The organism is Desulfofundulus salinus, from assembly GCF_003627965.1.
Lineage (GTDB): Bacteria > Bacillota > Desulfotomaculia > Desulfotomaculales > Desulfovirgulaceae > Desulfofundulus > Desulfofundulus salinus.
The window spans coordinates 1961384-1986245 of record NZ_RBWE01000001.1 but is presented as its reverse complement, the minus strand read 5'-3'; the positions used below and the strand labels follow the sequence as shown (position 1 = coordinate 1986245).

At 57.0% G+C, this 24862-nt stretch carries 22 protein-coding genes; 20 read left to right on the top strand and 2 right to left on the bottom strand.

From position 1 onward, the window contains the following. Nucleotides 1–2: 2 nt before the first annotated feature. The 13 genes from rsmB (at nt 3) to D7024_RS10125 (ending at nt 13424) form a co-directional block, all read left to right on the top strand. Complete coding sequence (gene rsmB / locus D7024_RS10185) at nt 3–1364, top strand: 16S rRNA (cytosine(967)-C(5))-methyltransferase RsmB (RefSeq protein ID WP_121451705.1); 1362 nt, start codon at nt 3–5, stop codon at nt 1362–1364. Nucleotides 1365–1531: 167 nt separating this feature from the next. After that, complete coding sequence (gene rlmN, locus D7024_RS10180; protein ID WP_121451704.1) at nt 1532–2566, top strand: dual-specificity RNA methyltransferase RlmN; 1035 nt, start codon at nt 1532–1534, stop codon at nt 2564–2566. Between the two features lie 13 nt (nt 2567–2579). Then, entirely contained in the window at nt 2580–3359 is a 780-nt protein-coding gene (locus D7024_RS10175) for an FHA domain-containing protein (RefSeq protein ID WP_121451703.1), read from the top strand. A 1-nt stretch (nt 3360) separates the two neighbouring features. Then, nucleotides 3361–3864 carry an FHA domain-containing protein gene (locus D7024_RS10170; RefSeq protein WP_121451702.1) on the top strand — a complete coding sequence of 168 codons (504 nt, stop codon included), beginning with the start codon at nt 3361–3363 and terminating at the stop codon, nt 3862–3864. Further along, a complete protein-coding gene (locus D7024_RS10165; RefSeq protein ID WP_121451701.1) occupies nt 3842–4558 on the top strand; it encodes a Stp1/IreP family PP2C-type Ser/Thr phosphatase in 717 nt (238 codons plus the stop codon). Before D7024_RS10170 ends, D7024_RS10165 begins: the two co-directional genes overlap by 23 nt. Nucleotide 4559: 1 nt before the next feature. Then, nucleotides 4560–5855, top strand: coding sequence for an FtsW/RodA/SpoVE family cell cycle protein (locus D7024_RS10160; RefSeq protein WP_121451700.1), 1296 nt, complete (start codon nt 4560–4562; stop codon nt 5853–5855). A 31-nt stretch (nt 5856–5886) separates the two neighbouring features. Beyond that, nucleotides 5887–7317 carry a peptidoglycan D,D-transpeptidase FtsI family protein gene (locus tag D7024_RS10155; protein WP_121451699.1) on the top strand — a complete coding sequence of 477 codons (1431 nt, stop codon included), beginning with the start codon at nt 5887–5889 and terminating at the stop codon, nt 7315–7317. Between the two features lie 76 nt (nt 7318–7393). Beyond that, nucleotides 7394–9259 carry a Stk1 family PASTA domain-containing Ser/Thr kinase gene (pknB, locus tag D7024_RS10150; RefSeq protein WP_341466976.1) on the top strand — a complete coding sequence of 622 codons (1866 nt, stop codon included), beginning with the start codon at nt 7394–7396 and terminating at the stop codon, nt 9257–9259. 28 nt (nt 9260–9287) lie between these two features. Beyond that, nucleotides 9288–10163, top strand: coding sequence for a ribosome small subunit-dependent GTPase A (gene rsgA / locus D7024_RS10145; protein ID WP_207666921.1), 876 nt, complete (start codon nt 9288–9290; stop codon nt 10161–10163). Beyond that, a complete protein-coding gene (gene rpe, locus D7024_RS10140) occupies nt 10164–10826 on the top strand; it encodes a ribulose-phosphate 3-epimerase (protein ID WP_121451697.1) in 663 nt (220 codons plus the stop codon). Continuing rightward, nucleotides 10827–10949: an RCKP-type rubredoxin-like domain-containing protein gene (locus D7024_RS10135; protein ID WP_121451696.1), complete on the top strand. Its 123-nt coding sequence runs from the start codon at nt 10827–10829 to the stop codon at nt 10947–10949. Between the two features lie 200 nt (nt 10950–11149). Next, on the top strand, nt 11150–11563 hold the full coding sequence (locus tag D7024_RS10130; protein WP_121451695.1) for a chemotaxis protein CheW: 414 nt from the start codon (nt 11150–11152) through the stop codon (nt 11561–11563). Nucleotides 11564–11705: 142 nt separating this feature from the next. Continuing rightward, nucleotides 11706–13424 carry an ABC-ATPase domain-containing protein gene (locus D7024_RS10125; protein ID WP_121451694.1) on the top strand — a complete coding sequence of 573 codons (1719 nt, stop codon included), beginning with the start codon at nt 11706–11708 and terminating at the stop codon, nt 13422–13424. Here the strand turns inward: D7024_RS10125 and D7024_RS10120 are convergent, their stop codons facing one another. After that, a complete protein-coding gene (locus tag D7024_RS10120; protein ID WP_121451693.1) occupies nt 13425–13805 on the bottom strand; it encodes a YlbF/YmcA family competence regulator in 381 nt (126 codons plus the stop codon). A gap of 31 nt (nt 13806–13836) precedes the next feature. Continuing rightward, a complete protein-coding gene (gene miaB, locus D7024_RS10115) occupies nt 13837–15174 on the bottom strand; it encodes a tRNA (N6-isopentenyl adenosine(37)-C2)-methylthiotransferase MiaB (protein ID WP_121451692.1) in 1338 nt (445 codons plus the stop codon). 171 nt (nt 15175–15345) lie between these two features. Between miaB and mutS the strand changes: the two genes are divergently transcribed. Genes mutS through hfq form a run of 7 tightly spaced genes read left to right on the top strand, consistent with a single transcriptional unit; the run spans nt 15346 to nt 24862 of the window. After that, entirely contained in the window at nt 15346–17934 is a 2589-nt protein-coding gene (mutS, locus tag D7024_RS10110; protein ID WP_165859414.1) for a DNA mismatch repair protein MutS, read from the top strand. A 49-nt stretch (nt 17935–17983) separates the two neighbouring features. After that, the gene (locus D7024_RS10105; protein ID WP_121451690.1) at nt 17984–19672 is read left to right on the top strand and encodes a hydantoinase/oxoprolinase family protein; all 1689 of its coding nucleotides are present in this window, start codon (nt 17984–17986) and stop codon (nt 19670–19672) included. Further along, complete coding sequence (locus D7024_RS10100) at nt 19662–21032, top strand: histone deacetylase family protein (RefSeq protein WP_121451689.1); 1371 nt, start codon at nt 19662–19664, stop codon at nt 21030–21032. The genes D7024_RS10105 and D7024_RS10100 overlap by 11 nt, the downstream gene beginning before the upstream one ends. Further along, complete coding sequence (gene mutL, locus D7024_RS10095; RefSeq protein ID WP_121451688.1) at nt 21033–22808, top strand: DNA mismatch repair endonuclease MutL; 1776 nt, start codon at nt 21033–21035, stop codon at nt 22806–22808. Then, complete coding sequence (locus D7024_RS10090; RefSeq protein ID WP_243113755.1) at nt 22765–23628, top strand: class I SAM-dependent methyltransferase; 864 nt, start codon at nt 22765–22767, stop codon at nt 23626–23628. The genes mutL and D7024_RS10090 overlap by 44 nt, the downstream gene beginning before the upstream one ends. After that, the gene (miaA, locus tag D7024_RS10085; protein WP_121452538.1) at nt 23628–24587 is read left to right on the top strand and encodes a tRNA (adenosine(37)-N6)-dimethylallyltransferase MiaA; all 960 of its coding nucleotides are present in this window, start codon (nt 23628–23630) and stop codon (nt 24585–24587) included. Before D7024_RS10090 ends, miaA begins: the two co-directional genes overlap by 1 nt. 32 nt (nt 24588–24619) lie before the next feature. After that, nucleotides 24620–24862 (top strand): RNA chaperone Hfq, encoded by a 243-nt coding sequence (hfq, locus tag D7024_RS10080; RefSeq protein ID WP_121451686.1) that lies wholly within the window; start codon nt 24620–24622, stop codon nt 24860–24862.

Below are 24862 nucleotides of genomic sequence, written 5' to 3'. Positions count from 1 at the left end.
TTTTGGCCCGGATCAATGCCAGGGAAGTGGCCTTAAAAGTTTTATATACCGTGGATCAGGAGAAGGCATATGCCAACCTGGCCCTGGACCGCATTCTGGAACATTACCGCCCGGGTAAGCTGGACCGGGCCTTTGCGACCGAGCTGGCCTACGGCGTCCTGCGCCATTTAAATACTCTGGACTGGCTCCTGGGCCACTTCTTACGCCAACCCTTGGCCTCCCAGAACCCGTGGATCCGGAATATTCTGCGTCTTGGGGCCTATCAAATCATGTACATGGAGCGGGTGCCCGATGCAGCGGCATGCAATGAGTCCAGCGAACTGGCCCGCCGTTACGGTCACCCCGGGGTGGTGGGTTTTGTAAACGGGGTGTTGCGTAACCTGGCCCGGCGGGGCAGGCAGATACCTTTTCCCGATCTAAATGACGACCCGGTTGCCCACATTTCCCTGCGTTACTCCCATCCGGCCTGGCTGGTCCGGCGCTGGCTTAAGGAATATGGCCTAAAGGAAACGATAGCCCTCTGTCAGGCCAACAACGGCCCGGCTCCCAACACGGTGCGTACCAACACCCTGAAGGTCAGCCGGCAGGAATTGATGGAACGCTTAAGGGAAGAGGGTGTGACGGCGGAACCTGCCTCCTTTGCTCCGGAAGGATTGAAGATAGCCGGTTTTCCTTCCCTGCACGGCTTTGCTCCCTTTGAAGAAGGCCTGTTCCTGGTCCAGGATGAAAGTTCCATCCTGGTGGGACATGCCCTGTCGCCTTTCCCGGGGGCGCGGGTACTGGATGCGGCAGCTGCTCCAGGTACTAAGACCACACACCTGGCCCAGTTGATGGAGGATCGGGGGGAAATAACTGCCCTGGACATCCATCTCCACAAAATAAAATTGATTGCCGCCAACTGCCGCCGGCTGGGCATCACCTGTGTCCGGCCCGTGGAGGCGGATGCCCGTTACCCTGACCAAAGCATGCATCAATGGGCCGATTTTGTCCTTCTGGATGCTCCCTGTTCCGGGTTGGGGGTGCTCCGCCGGCGGCCCGATGCCCGCTGGCGCAAGACCGGGGATTCCATTGCAGAAATGGCAGGCCTGCAAAAAGAGATGCTGGAGGGGGTGGCCCGCTGCCTGAAACCGGGCGGGGTGCTGGTGTACAGCACCTGTACCGTAACCAGGGAAGAAAACCTCGGCCAGGTGGAAGACTTTCTAACCCGCCATCCAGAGTTTCAACTGGAAGATCTTTCTACACTTTTGCCTGCCGGTCTGGATGAACAGGGAACCCTATCCCGCGGTTATATCCAGCTTTTACCCCACCGGCACGGAATGGATGGCTTTTTTATGGCCCGCCTGCGCAAAAGGGTTCCCGCGTGAAAAAACTATTACGGCAAGGGTGGCAGTCGTCACCAAGGAGCCACTGGCCTGAGGAGGGAGACCGCCGCCGATAGCAAACGCTCCAGGTTCTGAAAAAATTTAGTTACGGGTATGGTATAATGTATAATATAGGGATAGGTGATGTCGACGAAACGGGGAACACGGCCATGGTTAATTTAAAGGACCTCACCCTTGACCAGATAAAGGACCTTTTAGGCCGGTTGGGGGAACCTCCTTACAGGGCCCTGCAACTAGCCCGCTGGCTTTTTCAGCGGGGTTGCCCGTCCTGGGATGAGATGACCGACCTGCCCAAGGACTTGCGAGCCAGGCTAAAAGAGATGGCCCTTTTGCGGGGCTTGACCCTGGTTCAGAAGCAGGTTTCCCGCCGGGGGGATACCATCAAATACCTCTTTGGCCTGGCCGACGCCCAGGCCGTAGAAAGCGTGTTCATGCGCCACACATACGGCCGTTCCGCCTGCATCTCCACTCAGGTTGGTTGCCGTATGGGCTGCCGTTTTTGTGCTTCCACCATTGGCGGTCTTATTCGCAACCTTTCACCGGGGGAAATGTACGATCAGGTTTTGGCCATGCAATCCGACGTTGGTGAGAGGATCAGCCACGTGGTACTCATGGGTTCCGGGGAACCCCTGGACAACTTCGACCACGTCATGATTTTTCTGGAACATCTTACCGCACCTTACGGTTTACATATTGGGTACCGGCATATTACCCTTTCTACCTGTGGGGTGGTACCGGGGATTTTAAAGCTGGCCCGGCGGCGCCTGCCCCTAACCCTGGCCGTATCCCTGCATGCTCCCAACGATGAGCTGCGTAACCGGCTTGTGCCCATCAACCGGCGCCATCCCTTGGGGGAGTTGATACCCGCCTGCCGGGAATACATAAAACTTACCGGCCGGCGCATTACCTTTGAATATGCCCTTTTGGCCGGGGTGAACGATAGCCCCCGCTGTGCCCTTGAGCTGGCCCAGTTGGTGGGAGGATTGCTTTGCCATATCAACCTCATCCCGGCGAACCCCGTGGGCGGAAGGGATTTTTCCCGCACTCCCGCGGTGCGGGTACAGCGCTTCAAAAATTTGCTGGGAAAGGCCGGGCTTTCAGTAACGGTGCGGCGGGAACTGGGCAGCGACATTGATGCCGCTTGCGGGCAGCTGCGGTGCCGGGTCTTGGGATTGAATGGGTAGGGAGGGGGACCCCATGGGACTCTTTTCCGGTTTGGAAGGCAGTTTGGAAAAATACATTGAGGGCTTCTTCCGGGATAAATTTAAAGGCCGGGTACAGCCTTTGGAAATGGCCAAGAGGTTGGCCCGGGAAATGCGGGACCGGAAACGGATAAGTATCAGCCGGATTTATGTACCCAATGAGTTTACCATTTATTTACACCCGGAGGATTACCGTGCGGTCTCTTCGATTGCTCCATTTTTGGCCCGGGAGTTGCAGGATTACCTGGCCCAGAAAGCGCAAGAAAAAAACTTTACCCTGGTTGCCCCTCCCCGGGTGGAAATCCAGGAGGACGCGGCAGTACCGGAAGGGCAGATGCGCATTGAGGGACGCTTTGGGGAAGCGGTTTACGTACCTGGCGAAGAGGAAGCACGCCCGGCTGGGAACAGGGAAGGGGAGTTTGAGGATACCCTGGAATATCAACCGGCCCGGCACACTGCCCCGGTACCGGTGGTTCCCGCGGGGCCCAGGGCGCGTCTGGTAGTCAAGGCCGGCCCCCAGGAAGGAAAGGTTTTCCCTCTGCAACCCTCCACCATGGTCATTGGCCGGCGGGATACCTGTGATGTAGTTTTAAGCGATGGCAGCGTCTCCCGCCGCCACGCCCAGCTGGAATACCGGGGCGGCGAGTATGTGATTACAGATTTGGGCAGCACTAACGGTGTTTATGTTAATGGGGTACGGGTGAATACCAAGGTATTAGCTCCGGGGGATACCATTAAAATGGGCGCCACCCTTTGTGTTTTCGAGGTGGAATGATGTGCTGGGTCTTTTGCTGACGGTATTGCGGTATCTTTTCCTTTTTCTCCTTTACGCTTTCTTATTTGTGGTAGTCCGCCAGATGTTTTGGGGCCTACGGGATAACCCGGTCATGGCCACTCCGGCTGCCGCTGGGGGAATCTCCGGCGCTGGTTTCCGGGAGGCTACCGTCCCGAAACCAGGTGGGCGGCTGGTGGTTTTGGCCAGTCCCGATCCCCGGCTGGAAAAGGGAATGACCTTTTACCTGGGGGAAAGGATTACCCTGGGCAGGGGGGAACATAACGACCTGGTTATTCCCGATCCTTTTTCCTCCCAGGAGCATGCGGTTATTTTTTCCCGGGGTGACCAGTACTGGGTGCAGGATCTGGGTAGTCTGAACGGTACCTATCTTAATGAGGTGCGCCTGGACCGGCCCACCGTTCTGGCCGATGGCGACCGTTTACGTATCGGCGGTGTTACCTTTCAATTTGTGAGGTGGGCTTATGAAGTGGAGTCAAGCCAGTAACGCGGGGCTGGTACGGCGAGTAAATGAAGACAGCCTGTGCGTAGAACCCGGTTTGGGTTTATTTGCCGTGGCCGATGGTATGGGCGGCCATCAGGCCGGCGAAATTGCCAGCCGGATGGCCATCGCCGAACTGGTGCGCTTCCTTAAGGCACACCATCCCCTTCTGGACGATCCGGGAACAATGCTGGTTCAGGGTGTGCAGGAAGCCAACCGGCTGGTTTATCAGTTATCTTCCAGTAGCGCGAGCTACCGGGGTATGGGCACCACCTTGACCGCGGCACTGGTTGCAAAAAATTATCTTTACCTGGCCCATGTGGGGGATAGCCGCATATACCTGTTGCGCGAGGGAAAAATGCACCAGCTTACGGAAGATCATTCCCTGGTGCAGGAACTGGTCCGGCTGGGGGGCCTCAGTGAAGAACAGGCCCGTTGTCATCCCCAGCGCAATGTGCTCACCCGGGCCCTGGGTATTGAACCCAGGGTAGAAGTGGATGGAGGGCGGGTGAAACTCCATTCAGGTGACAAAGTACTCCTGTGCACCGATGGCTTGACGGTGCATTTATCGCCTCAGGAGATAGGCATGCTGGTGGAAAAAAACCCGGATTTGAACCGGGCCGTGAGCAAGCTGGTGCAGGCTGCCCTGGAGCGGGGTGGCAGTGATAACATTACCGTGATTCTAATGGCGGTGGAATGAAATGTTTTCTCCCGGGGTGTTCCGTTTGCGGGCCGTCGAAGGGAAGTTGCTTTTTTGGGCTTGTGCTTACCTGCTGGTTGGGACGGGAGCACTTTATCTCCTGAAACCGGTGCCGTCCACAGCGGTAGTGCTGGTGGGGGCGCTGGCCACCATGGCGGCCTTCTGGGGCCTGCATTTCTTCTGGTCGTGGACCGGTTTTGCCGGGGATCCCTTTTTGCTGCCCCTGGTGGCTCTTTTTTCCTCTACCAGCCTGGTTTTTCTTTATCGTTTAAATCCGGCTTATGCGTTTCGTCAGTTTGTGTGGTTGATGGCCGGCCTGTTCACCCTTTGGGTTATTACCCGCTTTTTGCTCCGTTACCGGGTGCTGGCCGATTATAAGTATGTTTACGCCCTGGGAGGAGTAATCGGCCTTTTGTTGCCCATCTTTTTTGGGGTGGAGCAGGGAGGGGCAAAAAGCTGGCTGGATTTAGGATTGTTTCAGGTGCAACCCTCGGAGTTTGTGAAGATCCTGCTGGTGCTCTTCCTGGCCGCCTTTCTGGCCGAAAACCGCCTGGCCTTGTCGGAGGGCACCCGGACGGTAATGGGCGTAGCCCTGCCGGCACCGCAGGAATGGGGACCCTTGCTGGTCATGTGGGGCGTTTCCCTTTTGCTCTTAATCTTTCAAAAGGACCTGGGCGCTGCGCTCATTTATTTCATCACCTTTTTAGCCATGGTTTACGCCAGCACTGCCCGGATTGCCTATGTGTGCCTGGGGGGGGCGCTTTTTTTAGCCGGGGCGGCAGGCAGTTATGCCCTTTTCGAACATGTGCGGCTGCGGGTGGAAGTCTGGCTCAATCCCTGGCAGTACGTGGAAACTGCCGGTTACCAGGTAGTCCAGTCCCTTTTCGCCCTGGCCGCGGGTGGTCTCACCGGGTCCGGGTTGGGGGCCGGCCTTCCCCTGTTCATTCCAGCGGTGCATACGGATTTCATTTTTGCGGCTATTACGGAGGAGCTGGGCCTGGCCGGTGGTCTTGGCCTGTTAATCATTTACATGCTTTTTGTTTACCGGGGCTTTCTCATTGCCCTGGCAGCTCGGGATGATTTTGCCTGTCTTCTGGCAACAGGGTTTACCGCCTTGATGGGACTGCAGGCCTTTATCATTATTGCCGGGGTGAGCAAGCTGTTGCCTTTAACCGGCGTCACCTTGCCCTTTGTCAGTTACGGCGGCAGTTCCCTGGTGGCCAATTTCATCATTTTGGGCCTTTTATTGAATATATCCCACGAGACACAGCTCTTGAAGCCGTTGGAAAACGGTTAGCGCTTCTGAGCAAACATTGGCGAGTGAGAAAATGAAAACAAACATCCGCCGGTTAAGCTATTTGATCCTGGGTTCATTTGTCCTGTTAAGCCTTTATATTGGTTATATCAATGTATTCCTTGGCCCGGCGCTGGCCACAGATCCCCACAACCGGCGCCTGGCGGCTTACGAGGCCAATGTGCACCGGGGCACCATCTACGACCGCCGGGGAACGGTACTGGCAAAAAGCCAGGAGGGCAGGCGCAGCTACCCCCTGGGGAAAGATGCAGCCCAGGTAGTTGGTTTTATCTCCCAGCGTTACGGGCGCACCGGGCTGGAATCGGCGTATGACCGTTACCTTTTAGCCATGACCGACGAAGATAAAATTGAGGTGATTATTGACCGCCTGCTGGGGCGTCCCCGGGTGGGCAACGATGTGGTAGTTACCCTGGATGCCCGCCTGCAGCAACTGGCCATGCGACTTCTCGGCAACCGGCGGGGAGCAGTCGTGGCGCTGGATCCAAGGAACGGGGAAATTTTAGCTCTGGCCAGCAGTCCCAGCTACGACCCTAATGCCATCGGGCAACCGGCCGGGCGTTCCCCTGACGGCAATGTTCTCACCGTATATGACTTGTTGCAGCAAGATAAAGGGGCACCGCTTTTAAACCGGGCTACCCAGGGAGCCTATCCGCCCGGTTCAACCTTTAAATTAATCACCGCTGCCGGTGCCCTGACTACAAATCCCGAGGTAATCAAACGTATTTTTAATTGTCAGGGCAGTCTAATAATCGACGGCTTTCGACTTGGCGATACTGCTGCCCACGGGGAGGTGGATTTTCGCCGTGCCCTGGCGGTTTCCTGCAATACTACTTTTGCCCGACTGGGCCTGGAGATGGGAGCAAAAAGGTTTTACCAGACTGCCCGTGCCTTTGGCTTGACTGTAAACCCCTGGGCGGGTGGCCCCCAGGAGGTTGCTTACCGACCCGGGACCCTCACCCCCCCGGAAAGGATGAATAAACCCCAGCTGGGCTCCAGCGCCATCGGCCAGGGGGAGGTGCTGGTCAACCCGTTTCAAATGGCCCTGGTGGCGGCGGCCATTGCCAACGATGGGGTGATTATGCGCCCCCATCTTTTAGCCCGGGTGCAGGACCCCCAGGGAGGGGTTCTTTTACAGTCGGCCCCCCGGCCCTGGCTTACCGCGGTCAGTCCGGAGGTTGCCGGTGTCATCAAGGAGGCCATGGTGGACGTGGTAAGGGAGGGAACCGGCAGGGGGGCGGCCCTCCCCGGGATAACCGTGGCCGGTAAAACAGGCTCGGCACAGAATCCCAAAGGGGGCACCCATGCCTGGTTTGTCGGCTTTGCCCCGGCCGAGAGGCCCCGGGTGGTGGTGGCGGTGATTGTGGAAAACGGTGGTGCCGGCGGGGTGGTGGCTGCCCCCATTGCCCGGGAGATGATCCGGGCGGTACTGACTGCCGGCCCGTAGTTTAGAATAAAATGGAATTGGAAAAGCTAAACTACCCAACCAAGACTTGAGGTGACAAGTAATGATTGGGAGGCAGTTGGGGAACCGGTACGAAATCCTGGAACAGCTGGGTGGAGGGGGAATGGCCATTGTTTATAAAGGCCGGGATACCTTCTTAAACCGCCTGGTTACCATCAAGGTCTTGCGCCCCGAATTCTCCTCGGATAAAGACTTTACCCGTCGTTTTCGCCGGGAAGCCCAGGCGGTGGCCAGCCTTTCCCATCCTAACATCGTGTCCATTTACGATGTGGGGCAGGAGGATGACATCCAGTACCTGGTGATGGAGTATGTGGACGGGGAAGACTTGAAAACCGTCATCCGCCGGGAAGGAGCCATGCCTCCGGAAAAGGCGGTGCAGATAGCTTTCCAGATCCTGGAGGCCCTGGAACACGCCCACGAAAACAACATAGTGCACCGGGATATTAAACCCCATAATATCCTTATTACGAAGAGCGGGCGGGCAAAACTAACTGATTTCGGCATTGCCCGGGAGGCCACGGCGGCAACCATCACGCAGACCGATACCATTGTAGGGTCGGTGCACTACCTCTCGCCGGAGCAGGCCCGTGGGGAGCTGGCCGGCCCCCAATCAGATCTTTATTCCCTGGGCGTGGTCCTTTATGAAATGCTTACCGGTAGCGTGCCCTTTGCCGGGGACAGTCCCATTGCTGTAGCCATTAAACACATCCAGGAAGAACCGGAGCCTCCCTCCCGGCGCAATCCAGCTGTTTCCCCGGGGCTCGAGCAGGTGGTCCTGCGGGCTATGCAGAAAAATCCCCAATCGCGTTTTGCTTCTGCACGGGATATGGCCCGGCACCTGGAAGATCTTTTTGCCCGGGACGGGGAAGAGGTCACCCGTTTCATTCCCCTGGATGAGATGGCCACCCGGGTGCTCAAGCCGGTAGAGAAGCCCCGGGAAGAAGGGGTGCGCCGGCGCAGGCTGCGTCCGGTGGGATGGGTGGCCCTGGCCCTTCTCCTGGTAGCCCTTTTGGCAGGGGGCGCCTTTGCCCTGAGCAATTATCTCGAAGGACCACCCCCAGTAACAGTGCCGTCGGTGATAAACAAGGATTTATCGGAGGCCCAGAGAATACTTGCCGATTTGGGATTGCAGGTGGCGGTACGCAAGGTGCACCATCCCAAGATCCCCGAAGGATATGTGATTGACCAGGATATTGGCCCGGAACACGCGCCGATAAAGCCTCCCCGGGTCATTACCCTCACGGTCAGCCTGGGCCCCGACCTGCGGGAAGTACCTGACTTGTACCGCCTGCCTCTGGAGGGTGCGCGCATACGCCTGGCTGAAAGGGGTCTGGTTCTGGCCGAACAGGTGCAGAAAGATTACGACGATAATGTTCCCCCGGACCTGATTTTTCAACAATCTCCTGCCGCCGGGGAACGAGTAGCTCCTAACACTCCGGTGACGGTTTATCTTTCCCTGGGACCAAAACCCAGGCAGTCCAAGGTGCCCAACCTGATCGGGCTGACGATGGAACAGGCCCGGGTCAAACTGGCCGAAAACAACCTGAGCCTGGATGAAAATGTCGAGTGGGTGGAGAGTACCGATTACTTCCAGAACCAGGTGATCATCCAGGATCCTGCTCCCGACAGCATAGTTAACCAGGGTACGTCCGTAAAGGTAACCTTAAGCAAGGGGCCGGGACCTGTACCCAAGGAGGTTAGGGTAAAGGTGCCCCTTCCCAACGACGGGCAGGCCCACCAGGTCAAAATAGTGATTAACGATGTCCGGGGAACCACTTTAGCCTACGTAAATACCCATCAACCGGGGGAGACGGTAGTAACGACCGTACGCTATTACGGTCGGGCTACCATCGAGGTATACGTTGATAATAAGCTGGTGAAACAGAAACCTCTTCAAGAGGGGAAAAATGATGACGATGATTGAAAAGGGGGGGAGCGTAACCGGTTAAAAGATGCTGCGGGAAGGAACGGTGGTCAAAGCTTACGGCGGACATTATTATGTATCGAGCGGTGAGGAAATCCACGATTGCGCCTTGAGGGGACGCTTTCGCCGGGAAAAGAAGCAGGTGCTGGTGGGGGACCGGGTTTCCTTTCGCCTCCAACCTCGGGGTCAGGGGGTAATTGAAGAAGTACATCCCCGCCGGACCACCCTTGTGCGTCCGCCGGTAGCCAACGTAGACAGGGCACTGATTGTTTTTGCGGTGAAGGATCCCGACCCCAATACCCTTTTACTGGATCGGTTTCTCACTCAGGCCGAACATGCCGGGGTAGGGCCAGCCATTTGTTTTAACAAGGTGGACCTGGGAGAAGAACTGATCCGGGATATGATCGAGGCCTACCGCCAGGCAGGTTATCCGGTTGTTTGTACCAGTGCCCTGGATGACAGCGGCCTTGATGAATTGCGTGCCCTGCTCGAGGGGCATATTACCGTACTGGCCGGGCCTTCGGGGGTGGGTAAGTCCAGCCTGTTAAATGCCCTGGTCCCCGGTTTAAATCTGAAAACCGGGGAGATCAGCCGCAAATTGGGCCGGGGCCGGCATACCACCAGGCATGTAGAGCTCCTGCGATTGCCTGGGGGGGGTCTGGTAGCAGATACCCCGGGGTTTTCCAGCCTTTACTTACCCGAAATGAAACGGGAAGAACTGGGGGAGTTCTACCCGGAATTCGTGGCCCGTCGCGACGGTTGCCGCTTCACCGGCTGCCTGCATTTCCAGGAGCCCGATTGTGCGGTAAAAAAGGCCGTCGAGGAGGGGGAAATCCCCGCCTTTCGCTACGAAAACTATTTGCGACTGCTGCAGGAAGTAATGGAACTGGAGAGGAGATACTGAGTGATTAAAATAGCACCGTCGATTCTCTCGGCCAACTTTGCCCGCCTTCTGGAAGACGTGCAGCGGGTGGAGAGGGCCGGGGCAGACTACCTGCACCTTGACGTCATGGACGGCCACTTTGTGCCCAACATTACCATCGGACCACTGGTGGTGGCGGCTCTGCGGCCCCACAGCCGGCTGTTATTTGACGTTCATTTAATGATTGAAGAGCCCGACCGTTATATAGATTCCTTTGTTGAGGCGGGGGCAGACCTGGTTACGGTGCATGTGGAAGCTTGCCGGCACCTGCACCGCACGCTCACGCGCATCCGGGAAAAGGGGGCCATGGCCGGGGTGGCCCTGAATCCGGCCACTCCCCCTGAAGTGCTGGAATACCTGCCCGGACTTTTTGATCTGGTGCTGGTCATGACCGTAAACCCGGGTTTTGGTGGACAGGCCTTTATTCCCCAGACCATCCCCAAAATCAGCAAGATCCGGGAGATGCTGGATGGTGCCGGGTTGGAGGTGGAAATCCAGGTGGACGGTGGTATCGGTCCCTCCACCGCCCCTCTGGTGGTCCGGGCCGGGGCTACGGTATTGGTGGCCGGCTCGGCTGTTTTTGGTGCTCCGGATCCGGCAGAGGCTATACAGGAAATCCGGCAGGCGGCAAAAGGGGGTGAGTAGATGGCTGTCTGGAAGTGCCAGGAGTGCGGGAATGTGGTGGAGGCCCGCTGCAAGCCCGGCAAGTGCAAGTCCTGCGGCGCACCCAAAGATAAGCTGGTCAAGGAAGACCAGCCCCAGAAGTAGTTCCCTGGGACACATGCCTCATACTTAACCGGGCGGGCGGTAACCTGGAAGGAGCGACTTTTATTTAGAAATTTGTCGCAGGCACAGGCAGGAATTTCTTCCCTTTCGTCAAAACCTTCCTTAGCCTGTAGTGCGGAAGCGGCGCAGGGCCATGCCGCTTCAGGCTAATTGTGTGATGTAATTAGGAAGGGGAGTCAATTATGGGCGATGAGCAACAAGTGGTAATCTTCCAATTAAATGATCAACAATATGCCCTGCCCATCCAGGAAACCCAGGAAATTATTCGCATGACCGATATTACCCGGGTGCCCAACACCAAAAGCTACGTTGAGGGTATCATCAACCTCAGGGGTAGTATCGTGCCGGTGATTAACCTTAACAGGCGCCTGGACCTGCCTGTACGGGATTACACCGATGCCACCCGGATCATTGTGGTTGAGTATGAAGGGCAAAAAGTGGGTATGATTGTTGATAATGTATTGGAGGTGGGTCGCTACAACGCCAATGAAATGGAACCGCCGGCGGTGGCGGGCGACAACATGGAGTTCCTCCGGGGGGTAATTAAAAAAGGCGACCGCCTGTGGTTATTGCTGAACCTGGGCCGGGTTTTGTAGGCCGTGGGTTTTGCCTTGTTTCAGGGCCACACCGGGGGCAGCTTTTTCCGGGTGGCTTTTTTTGTGGGTTTCGGTTTATGGCACTTTTCACGGGGTTTTCGGGCGTTCCCCTTAAGTAAATTACAATAAAGAGGTGTTTTGCTTGTCCAACCAGGAAGCACTGCGTTCCCGCCTGCTGGGCATAGATGGCCGTGGTTACGGTGCCTATAAGTCCATCAGCGGTAGCTATTCCTTTGGCCGTTACACTCTCTTTATTGATCACGTACAAAGCGATCCCTTTGCACCTCCCAGCCGCCTGCGGGTGCGGGTGGACCAGCGTTTGGCCGGTTTCCCCCCCGAACTTTATTCCACCACCCCCCGGAGAATTGCGCTGGAGGACTACCTGATGCGCCAGTTTGGCCGGGCAATCAGCCGCCATGCCCGGGGGCACCGGGGTACCGGTAAAAGCGGCCTGATCGCTATAGGCCATTGCGGCCAGGAAATTCTCGAGCGTACCGGGGCAGTTGTGAATAAAGAGTATGTAGAGATCCGTTTTACCGTTGGCCTGCCTGCCCGGGGGCGTACCATAACCGGCCGGGAAGCATTGCGCATCTTCTTTGAAGAGGTCCCGTCTATAGTCAACGAATCCCTGTTTTATAAAAGTCTGGACGCAGCCGCCTTAAAACAACAGGTGGAACTTGTGGAAGACCAGGAATTTTTAAGGGCCCGGCTGGATGAACGGGGCCTGGTGGCCTTTGTGGCCAACGGGGCCATCCTGCCCAGGGAAAGTGGCGTAAGCGACCGCCCTTTAACCCGGGGCCGGGTAATTCCCTTTCAATCCCCGCCGGAACTGGAGGTTTCCTTTGAGCTGCCCAATCGCGGTACGGTGACTGGCATGGGCGTTCCCCGGGGGGTCACCCTCATTGTGGGAGGAGGTTACCACGGCAAATCTACCCTTTTACGGGCTCTGGAACGGGGAGTCTACAACCATATCCCCGGAGACGGGCGGGAACTGGTGATTACCGTGGATGACGCGGTGAAAATCCGGGCCGAGGACGGCCGTAGCGTGGAAAAGGTGGATATCAGCGCTTTTATAAACAATTTACCCCATGGCCAGGATACCCGGGCTTTTTCCACGGAAAACGCCAGTGGCAGCACTTCGCAGGCGGCCAACATCGTGGAGGCCCTGGAAGTGGGGACCCGTTTGTTGCTTCTTGACGAGGATACCAGTGCCACCAACTTTATGATCCGGGATGGTCGCATGCAGGAACTGGTGGCCAAGGAATTCGAACCCATCACCCCCTTTATCGACAGGGTGCGCCAGCTTTACGAGCACCAGGGGGTTTCAACCGTCCTGGTGGTGGGCGGATCGGGGGATTACTTTGCGGTGGCCGACCGGGTCATTATGATGCAAAACTACATCCCCCTGGATGTAACCCGGCGGGCCAGGGAAATTGCTTTGCGCCACCGTGATGAGCGCCGGGTAGAGGCCGTTGGTACTTTTAACCGGGTTACCTCCCGTATCCCTTTGCCTGCCTCCTTTATCCTCGAGGGAAGGGCCAAGGTAAAAGCGCGGGGTACCGATGAAATTGTCTACGGCCACATGGATATTGACCTGCAGGATGTGGAGCAACTGGTGGACCCCGCTCAATTGCGGGCCATAGCTGAGATCATCAAGTATGCGGCTAAACACTACATTAACGGGGAACGAACCTTGAGGGAAGTAGTCCTGGCGGTGCTGGCGGATATGGATAGAGAGGGCCTGGATGTTGTATCTCCCTTTAAAGGCCAGCACCCGGGGGATTATGCCCGCCCCCGGGTGCAGGAAATTGCCGCCGCTATTAACCGCTACCGCCGCTTGCAGGTGCGCCAGCAGTCATAACTAAGCCTCACAGCCGCAGCAGCAACTGCAGCTTTTATCGGAACAGGAATGCTGGCCGCCGGAAATGGCATCGCTAATGATCTGGTTGATTTCTTCCAGTAACTGTTCGAAGTTGTGTTGAGCACGGAAAAATTCCGTAATTAACGGGTTATCCATCATGCGCTTTTCCAGATCTTCCACATCGGCCTTCTGGCTTTCCGTAAGTTCCAGGCCCTGAGTCTGGATCATTTGCAGGAACCGCTGCTTTTGATGAAATTCATCGATGATTTGCTTGGCGGCAGGATCCTGCAGCATGGCCTGCTGGGCCTGGATCATGGCCGCCAGCTCATGAGAGCGGGCAATTTCTTCTCCCAGTTCCCGGGCCTTTGCGATTACAGACACATCAATCACCTCCCATCCGGGGAAATATTGATCATACCGTCGCCGCCAATTTGCCTTCCAGGTGGGTGAGGCGGGCTCCGGTAACAGTCACATTCACCAGTTGCCCGGCGAGGTCCCTGGAGCCCGGGAAAATCACCAGCCGGTTGGTCCTGGTGCGGCCGCTCATCATTTCGGGGTTGGTTTTGCTTTCGCCTTCCACCAGAATCTGCTCCACCCGGCCAACGAGGGCCTGGTTATGGGCCAGGGTGATTTCGTTTTGTCTTTCAATGAGCTTTTGGATCCTTTCGCTTTTTACTTCGTCGGGTACCTGCTCAGGGAGGCGCGCCGCCGGGGTGCCCGGCCGGGGGTTATATACAAAGGTAAAAGCGCCGTCAAAGCGCACCCTTTCCACCAGATCCATGGTCTGGGCAAAATCCTCTTCCGTTTCCCCGGGGAACCCTACCATGATATCGGTGGTTATGGCCACCCCGGGTATAGCCTGCCGAATGCGCTTCACCAGGTCCAGGTAATAGTCCCGGTCGTAACCCCGGTTCATCAGCTTCAGGATGCGGTTGCTACCTGCCTGCACGGGCAGATGTATATGTTCGCACACGTGAGGACAGCGGGCAATGGTATCAATCAGTTCCTGGGTAAAATCCCGGGGATGGGAGGTGGTAAAACGAATACGCAAAAGACTCGGAATTTGATCCATTTCTGTTAGCAGGCGGGCAAAACTGGTGGGTTCGGGCAAATCCTTGCCGTAAGAGTTCACATTTTGCCCCAAAAGGGTGACCTCCCGATAGCCTTCCTGTACCAGCCGGCGAATCTCGTTAAGGATATCTTCCGGCCGACGACTGCGCTCCCGCCCGCGCACGTAGGGTACAATACAGTAGGTGCAAAAGTTATTGCAGCCGTAGGTGATGTTTACCCAGGCCTTTACCCTGGAGGCCCGGCGGATGGGCAGGTTTTCCACGATCTCGCCGGCCTGATCCCATACCTCCATCACCCTTTCCCGGCATTTCCGGACCTGTAAAAGGAGTTCGGGCAGGCGGTGTAAGTTGTGGGTACCCAGGATAAGATCCACCTGAGGAAAACGGTTTTTGATTTTGCGGGCCACTTCCGGCTGCTGGGTCATGCATCCAGCTATGCCAATGATCAGGTCGTCCTTTTTATCCTTTAAGTGCGCCAGACGCCCCAAAAGGCCGTAGATCTTGTTTTCGGCCGTCTCCCGCACGCAGCAGGTGTTCACCAGTATTACATCGGCCTCACCGGTGCTGGCAGCTGGTTCGTAACCCAGGGATTCCAGCATGCCGGCCATTACTTCCGAGTCGTGGTCATTCATCTGGCAGCCAAAGGTTATTACTTCATAGGTGGGTATTCTTTCCTTCATCACTGATCCCTTCCTGTCACTCCTCGTATTATATCTTATTTGGGGCCCGGGCGCAAACTTATTTTCATTAGGGCTTCCAGCTTGGCCATTGGGACCGGGTTTTCCTTTTGCCTGGCAGTTCTTTGTGTTATAATGGTGCCCAGGAGGGGATTATTGGTGTCCTATACCCCCATGATGAAGCAGTATTTGCAGATTAAACAGAATTATCAAGACGCTATACTATTTTTTCGTCTCGGGGATTTTTACGAAATGTTTTTTGATGATGCCCTGGTTGCCTCGCGGGAACTGGAAATTACCCTTACCGGAAGGGACGCCGGGGCAGCCGGCCGGGTGCCCATGTGCGGGGTGCCCTATCATGCGGCAGACACCTATATTGCCCGTTTAATTGAACGGGGTTACAAGGTGGCTATTTGCGACCAGGTCGAGGACCCGGCCGATGCCAGGGGGATCGTGCGGCGGGAAGTGACCCGGGTGGTTACACCCGGCACGATCATGGACTGCCTGGAGGAAAGGAAACATAATTTCCTGGCGGCCGTAGTTGAAAAAGGCAATACTTACGGTCTGGCCGTGGTGGACATAACCACGGGCCTGTTCATGGTTACTCAGATAGACGGCCGGGATGCCCTGCTGGATGAACTAACCCGCCTGGAACCGGCCGAGGTTCTCCTGCCCGATATACCCCTTTACCGGGAGCTGGCCGGCGGCATCAAAACCCGGCTGCCTAAAGTGGTGGCTTCCTTCTGGAGCCCCGCCGCCTTCGAACGGGGGGAGGCGGTCCGGAGCTTACATGAACAGCTGGGAACGGGTTGGACCCGCACCGGTTTAAGCGGCCTGCCCCTGGCCACCCTTTGTGCCGGGGGACTATTGGATTACCTTAAGGCCACCCAGAAGCGGGAACTGACCCAGATCAACCGGGTAGAAATATACAGTGCGGGTCAGTACATGCACCTGGACGGGGTCACCCGGCGCAATCTGGAGTTAACCAGTTCGATAAGGGATGGCTCCCGCTGGGGTACCCTTCTCTGGGTGCTGGATCACACGGTAACGGCTATGGGCGGGCGTTTGTTGAAGTCCTGGCTGGAGCGCCCCCTGCTGGATGTGCAGGCCATTCGTGCCCGTCAGGATGCGGTGGAGGAACTGGTCAATGATAGTCTTGCCCGCCAGGAACTGCAGCACCTTTTAAAGACCATCTACGATTTGGAGAGGTTATCCTCCCGGGTAGTCTACGGCACCGCCGGCCCCCGGGATTTGCTTGCTTTGAAAAACTCCCTGGCCGTTTTGCCGCAGGTAAAAAAAGTGCTATGCAATAGAAAAGCTCTCCTCTGGCAGGAGATTGCCGGGGATCTGGACTGCCTGGAAGATGTGGTCCAGCTTTTAGATGAAGCTATTGACGACGATCCTCCTGCCGGATCCAGGGAAGGAGGTATCATCCGGGAGGGATATCATCCCGAGGTGGACCGCCTGCGCCAGGCCAGCCGGGAGGGTAAAAACTGGCTGGCCCAGCTGGAAGCCCGGGAAAAGGAGCGTACCGGTATCCGCTCCCTGAAGGTAGGATTTAATAAGGTGTTTGGTTATTACCTGGAAGTAACCCGCCCCAACCTTGATCTTGTGCCCGCCGACTACATACGCAAGCAGACCCTGGCCGGGGCGGAGCGTTTTATCACCCCGGAGTTAAAGGAACTGGAAGAACAAATCCTGGGAGCGGAAGAAAGGCTTGTTCAGCTGGAATACCGTTTATTTACCGAAATAAGGGAAAAAGTGGCTGCGCAGGTGAGGCGCATTCAACAGGCAGCGGGGGCGGTAGCCCGTACCGATGCCCTTCTTTCCCTGGCCGAGGCAGCGGTGAGGGGAAATTATGTCCGTCCCGAGGTAAACGATGGTTCCCGCATTACCATCCGGGAAGGGCGTCACCCGGTAGTGGAGCAGGTGCTGGAGCCGGGGGAATTTGTGCCCAACGACGTGGATCTGGGGGGCGATACCCGCCTGATTCTGCTCACCGGACCCAATATGGCTGGCAAGAGCACCTATATGCGCCAGGTGGCCCTGCTGGTATTAATGGCCCAGGTGGGTAGCTTTATTCCCGCTTCCTCCGGGGAAATAGGTATTGTGGACCGCATTTTTACCCGGGTGGGGGCCAGCGATGACCTGGCCGCGGGGCAAAGCACCTTTATGGTGGAGATGAGCGAGTGCCAGGTAATTGTCAGTGCGGCCACGCCCCGGAGCTTGATCATTATGGATGAGGTGGGACGGGGTACCAGCACCTACGACGGCATCAGTATTGCCCGGGCACTGGTGGAATACATCGTGCGCCGCATCGGTGCCCGAACCCTCTTTTCCACCCATTATCACGAATTGACTGAACTGGATGTCTTGCCCGGGGTCAAAAACTTTACCGTTGCCGTGGAGGAAAGGGGAGAAGACGTGGTTTTCCTGCGCCGGGTGCGTCCCGGGCGGGCAGACCGTAGCTACGGCATCCAGGTGGCCCGTTTGGCGGGCTTGCCCGGGGAAATCCTGCAAAGGGCCGAAGAAATACTCCGCGAACTGGAGTACCGCCGGGACGGGGGAGTTGTAAACCCGGCGCCAAGGGACCTGCCGGCACACAGGGAAGAGAAAACTACGGTTCCCAAACATCCTATCCTGGATGAACTGGTGAAACTGGATCTGTGGCAAATGACCCCCCTGGAGGCCCTGAATACCCTTGCCGCCTGGCAGCGAAGCTTAAAACAGGGTATAAGGCGGGCAGTTGGCCACGGTAGTTAGAGTGGTCATTTCTTGGAAAAGAGATTTCGGTAGGGGGTGAAACCTTCCCGTGTATATAGGCATAGATGTAGGAGGCACCTGTACTGATGCGGTTCTCCTGGATCGGGGGCTGGTCCGGGCCATGGCCAAGGTGCCTACCCGGGAGGACCTGTTATCCTCCCTTCTGGAAGCCCTGGACGAGATTATGAAGGGAGTAGAGGGGGAACTGGTGGAGCGGGTGGTCTTCAGCACCACCGTGATCACAAATTTGATTGCGGAAAAGAAATACGATCCCGTGGGCTTGATCCTCATGCCCGGGCCCGGCTTAAGCCCCAGCCTGTACCGTTTCCCTACCGACACATATATCATCCAGGGAGCCATTGACTACCGGGGGCGGGAGATTATTCCGCTGCGTTTGACCGAAGTGGACCAGGCGGTTGCAGAACTGGCTGCCAGGGGTTATCATAAAGTGGCTGTAGTGGGCAAATTTTCGTGCCGTAACCACCGCCATGAAAAGGAAGTGGCTGCCCGCGTACGATGGAACTACCCCGACTGGCATGTGGAGCTGGGTCACCAGGTGGCCGGGCAATTGAACTTTCCCCGCCGGGTGGTTTCCGCTTATCTCACCTGTGCCACCCGGGAAAAATACCAGTTCTTTGTCCGTTCCGTCCAGGAGGCCATCGCGCAGCGGGGAATAAAGGGTGCCATCTTTATTCTTAAGGCCGACGGCGGTACCCTGCCCCTGGAAAGTTCCCTGGAGGTGCCCGTGGAAACCATTTTTAGCGGGCCGGCGGCCAGTACTTTGGGAGTGCAGGCGTTGACGCCGCCGGGGGAAACAGCGGTGGTGGTGGATATCGGTGGTACCACCACCGACCTGGCCCTGATCTTGAGCGGTCAGCCCCTTTTAGCCTCCCGGGGAGCCCGGGTGGATGACATGCTCACTCACGTGCGGGCGCTGGCGGTGAAATCGGTGCCCGTGGGAGGCGACAGCGTTGTCGAACGGGTAGGGAAGGACATTATCATTTATTCCGAGCGCCTGGGAGCCCCCTACTGCCTGGGCGGGCCTATGCCCACACCCACCGATGCCCTGAGGGTGCTGGGGTTAACCAGGCTTGGAGATGTCGACCGGGCCCGGGAAGCCATGCAGATGCTGGGCGCACCTTTAGGGCTTTCCGTTGCTGAAGTGGCCAGCCGGGTGACCACCCGGGTAATTGAAACCATTACCCGGGAAATTGAAGCCATGTTTTCCCGCTGGGAGCAGGAGCCTGCTTACCGGGTTTGGGAAGTGCTGCAGAAGAAGAAAGTGCGCCCCGGTACCGTGGTGGGTGTAGGCGGTGGGGCGGCCGGTTTTGTTTCCCAGATTGCTGCCCGTTTGGGGTGTTACCCGGTGATCCCGCCCTACGCTCCGGTGGCCAACGCCATCGGAGCGGCAGTGGCCCGGCCTACCCTGCAGGTAACCTTAAGGGCCGACACGGAGCAGGGTATATATATCATCCAGGAGGAGGGCTACCAGGGAAAGATCACCGAACGTTCCTTCAATGAGGAAAAGGCTTTAGAACTGGCCAAAGAATGGCTGTGCAAGCGGGCCGCCCGTCACGGGCTGGAAGACTGCGTGGAAGGGCTGGAGGTTACCAGGCGGGAAGTCTTCAACATGGTGCGGGACTGGGTGACGGTTGGTCGCTTAATTGATGTCACCGTACAGACCAGGCGGGGGATTTTGCACCACGTGGGAGCGGGAGGGACCAGTGATGAGAAATAAAAAAACCGGCCTGGTATTCTTCCCGGCCTTTGACTGGGCCATTTCGCCCACTCACCCGGAGCGGGAAGAACGTCTTTTATACACCCGGGATCAGATCTTTGAAGAAGGGGTTCTGGATCTGCCCGAAATAGAGGAATACGCCCCCCGCCTGGCCACCATCCACGACATTGCCCGGGTACACTTCTGTGTTCCCCGGGTGCAAAGCCAGGTTACCGAGGCGCATCTTATTGCTGCCGGTTCGGCCACCCTGCTGGCCGATGCCATTGTGCATGGAGAATTAAAAAACGGTTTTGCCCTGGTGCGCCCCCCGGGGCACCATGCCATGCGGGTGGTCCACGGCAACCGGGGTTTTTGTAATATTAATAATGAGGCCATTCTGGTAGAATACCTGCGCCGCCACCATGGTATTAAGCGCATTGCCATTGTCGACTCGGACGTACATCATGGGGACGGTACCCAGGACATCTTCTATCACGATCCCGATGTTTTATTTATTTCCTTTCACCAGGACGGGCGTACCATTTACCCCGGAACGGGATTTCCCAATGAACTGGGCGGCCCCGGGGCCTATGCCCGCACCATTAATATTCCCCTGCCGCCGGGACTGGGGGACGAGACCTTTCATTATGTGGTAGATAATTTGATTTTACCGATCTTAGAAGACTTTAAACCGGAATTTATTGTCAACTCCGCGGGGCAGGACAACCATTTTACCGATCCCCTGGGCAGCATGCGTTTTACGGCCAGGGGCTACGCCGAGTTCACCCGCAAGCTTAACCCCCACCTGGCAGTGCTGGAAGGTGGTTATGCCATTGAAACGGCCCTGCCCTATGTCAACCTGGCCATCCTGCTGGCCCTGGCCGGTCATGACTATTCTTACGTGCGGGAGCCCGAATGGCCCGGGACGATGCCGGAAAACCCGGAACGGGTAGCCCGGGTACAACGGGTGGTAGAACAGCTCCGGAATGTGTGGGAAAATAGGGACCGGGTGGACCTGGATAAGATTTTTGGTGCCGGCACTTTTTTCCAGCGTCGCAAACATATCTACTACGATACCGACTACATTGAGGAGGAACAGCTGGAAAGGGTGCGCCGTTGTCCCAACTGCCCCGGCTATATTACCATCGACTCCCGGGCCGATCATGGTTACGGTCACCCCAGCCGGGTGTTCTGCGTGTCCATACCCTTTACGGCCTGTGGTGCCTGTCAAACCGAGGCTTACGACGCCTATGAACAGGCAAGGGGGCTTGCCCAGTACCAGTTTGTCTACCTGCAGGATAAATCCACCGATACCTTCCTGGCCTTTGACCGGGATAAGGACCAGGAATGGGTTTCCGAAGGTCCAAAGGTGGGGGAATAATTGCCGAACATTGTTATTCTGGATGAAACCACGGCCAACCAGATTGCCGCCGGTGAGGTGGTGGAAAGACCGGCCTCGGTGGTCAAGGAACTGGTGGAGAATTCCCTGGATGCCGGGGCCACGACCATCTCGGTGGAGATTGAACAGGGGGGCCTGACCCGCATTGTGGTCCGGGACAACGGCTGTGGCATGGATGAGGAGGACGCGCAGCTTGCCCTTTTGCGCCATGCTACCAGTAAAATCCGCGGACCGGCGGATCTTTTCCGTATTACCACCCTGGGCTTCCGGGGAGAGGCGCTGCCCAGTATAGCCGCAGTAAGCAAGATGACCCTGAAGACCCGCCCCGCTTCTGCCGACCGGGGAACTTTTTTGGAGGTGGAAGGGGGTAAGGTGATCAATAGCGGCCCCGCTGCCCTGGCTCCGGGTACCATAGTTACTGTGGAAAACCTTTTCTATAACACCCCGGCCAGGAAAAAATATATGAAGTCCCCCGGCACCGAGGGGGGTGTGGTGGGGGACTATGTTTTCCGCCTGGCCCTGGCCCGGCCGGAGGTGGCCATACGGTTTACCCATAACCGGCGGCGGGTTTTTGCCTCCCCGGGGACCGGTAAGCTGCTGGATGTCATCACTTCCTTCTATGGTCCCGAACTGGCCCGGGAAATGCTCTTAGTAGAGGACAGCTCCCGGGATTGGCTGCAGATAAGGGGCTATGCCGGGCGGCCCACTCTGCACCGCAGCAACCGCCGTCAGATCACCGTGTTGATCAACGGCCGTTACGTGTACAGCCCCCTGGTTGCTATGGCGGTGTGCGAGGCCTATCACACCCTTTTACCGGCCGGCCGTTACCCGGTGGCGGTGATTTCCCTTTCCGTCGCTCCGGAACTGCTGGATGTCAATGTTCACCCGGCCAAGCTGGAGGTCCGGCTGGCCCGGGAAAGGGAAGTATCGGAGACCGTTACCCGCGCCGTCCGGGAGGCCCTGATGGGCAACCGTCTGATCATTCCAGGAGCGGTGCCGCGGGAGCACGAGACTGATTTGCGGGAGGAGCCCCTGCCACGGGTACCCTGTTTCTTTCCGCCGGAGGCCGGCAGGCAACAGGTTTTGTTTCCAGACCATCCGCTGCGCAGCCTTCCCCCGGCCGGCAGGGAGGGTTACGTGGCCGAAGCGGCGCCGGTGTATGACCATGCCGGGCCCTCCTTTCCTGCGGTAGAGTATCTGGGCCAGCTCATGCCCACCTATCTTTTAGCTGCGGGACCGGATGGCCTGTATATCATTGACCAGCACGCCGCCCACGAGCGGGTACTCTATGAAAAATACCTGGCCGCGCTGGCCGGCCCGGGAGCAGCTTCCCAGATGCTTGTGCTGCCGGTGAATGTCTTTCTCACCCACCGGGAAGCCCGCCTGTTGGAAGCACACCGGGAATTCCTAGCTTCCCTGGGATTTGTACTGGATTTCTTCAGCCAGGATACGGTAGTAGTGCGGGGACTACCACCGGATTTCCCCCTGGGAGAAGGTGAATCCTACTTGCGGGACATAATTGGTTACCTGGATGAACCCGGCCGCTCCCCATCCCGGGAGGACCTGGTGCATCACCTGGCGGCCCAGGCTGCCTGCCGGGCGGCAATAAAGGCCGGGGAAGGACTATCCGGGGCGGAGGCCAGGTCCCTTTTGGAGCAACTGGCGGCAGCCGGGAATCCCTTTACCTGTCCCCACGGCAGGCCCACCATTATCCATGTTTCCCACCAGGAACTGGCTCAACGCTTTAAACGCTGCTAAAGCGGAGGTGGTGTTCTTGTCGGCCGTGTGCGTGGTCACAACGGGCCACCGGGCCGGTGCCCCGGAGTTGGAACTGGCTGCCCTGTTCAGTTCGCGGCTGGGGGTGCCCCTTGTACCCCGTGCCGGCCTGTCCATTCCCGCCCTGGCTAAAAAATATGGTGTTTCCGGTGTGCTGGTGGTCTCGGCCCGCCGGGTTTCCTATTTCTATAATGGTGAAGAGCTTTTTCTGCACCCAAGCATGGCCAAGTTGCGTATAAGCGAAATAAAAGCTGGAAAAACTGACTGGATGATTAAAGCTATGGCCTTACAACCGGGGGATTGGGTTTTAGACTGCACCCTGGGCCTGGGGGTGGACGCCACCGTGGCTTCCTTTGTGGTGGGTAGCCGGGGCCGGGTGGTAGGGGTGGAGTCGTCCCCTGTGCTCGCGGTTCTTGTGGAGCACGGTCTTAAAACCTATCGCGACCACGCCCCTCTGGAATTAATTAAAGCCATGGCCCGCATTGAGGTGGTTTGCACCAATCATTTATCCTATTTAAAAGAGCTGGCCACAGAAAGCTTTGATGTGGTTTATTTTGATCCCATGTTTCGCAAACCCCTACAAAAATCTGCGGCCATCAACCCCGTACGCCTGGTAGCTAATCCCGCCCCTCTTTCAGTTCAGGCTGTGCAGGAAGCTCTGAGGGTGGCCAGGCGAAGGGTGGTGATGAAGGAAACCCGCGACAGCGGTGAATTTGCCCGGTTGGGTTTTACCCGGGTGGAGGGCGGCAAATCCTCCCCCGTGGCTTACGGGATTATAGAAAAAAGGGGGGGAACGGGTTGATGGAAACACCGATACCCCTTTTGGTCCTGGTTGGACCTACGGCCGTGGGTAAAACCGCCGTTTCGGTAGAGGTAGCCCTAAGGCTGGGGGGAGAGATTGTTTCCGCCGACTCCATGCTGGTCTACCGCTATATGGATATCGGAACGGCCAAACCAACTATGGAAGAACGGCGGGGCATTCCCCACTATATGATTGACATCATTGAGCCCGATGAGCCGTACAGCGTGGCCCTTTACCAGGCGCAGGCCCGGCAACACATCCGTGAAATATGGGAGCGGGGTAAGTTACCCCTTTTAGTCGGGGGTACCGGGCTTTATGTTCGCTCGGTAATTGAACCCTACCATTTCACCAGTGCCGGCGTAGATGAAGATTTTCGCCGTCAGCTCATGAGGGAGGCAGAGGAAAAGGGGCCGCAAGCCATTTACCAGCGACTGGTCGAGGTGGACCCGGAGACGGCGGCCCGGGTTCATCCCAACAACTTAAAACGGGTAATCCGGGCCCTGGAAGTTTATCACCTCACGGGGCGCCCCATATCAAGCGCCTTGCGGGAGGAAGGGGAAAAGCCTCCTTATAATCTGCTTATCCTTGGTCTGACCATGGATCGGCAACGGCTGTACCGGCGCATCGAGGCCCGGGTGGATCAGATGATGGAGATGGGTCTGGTGGAAGAAGTGCAGGGGCTTCTGGATCGGGGGTACAGCCCCCGCTTAACCTCCATGCAGGGTCTTGGATACAAGGAAATTATCGCCTACCTGCGGGGGCTGTCCACCCTGGATGAAGCGATTTATCTGCTCAAAAGGAACACCCGGCGTTTTGCCAAAAGGCAGTTTACCTGGTTCAAACGGGACCCGCGAATTAACTGGATAAATGTAGGGCAATATACCACTTTAACGGAAGTTACCCGAGAAATTACGAGGCGGGCAGAAGGAATATTGCTATATACGTCGAAGAGCAATTAGAAAAAAATAACTACCGACGGAGGGACCTTCCAATGAGCAAGCCACAAATAAATTTGCAGGATGCCTTTTTAAATCAGGTGCGCAAGGAAAACGTTCCCGTGACCATCTTTCTGGTCAACGGTTTCCAGTTAAAGGGAGTGGTCAGGGGCTTTGACAATTTCACCGTCATTTTGGAAAGCGACGGTAAACAAATGATGGTTTATAAACACGCCATTTCCACCGTCAGCCCTATGCGTCCCATGAGCACCACCTTTTCCGAACAAAAAACACAATAA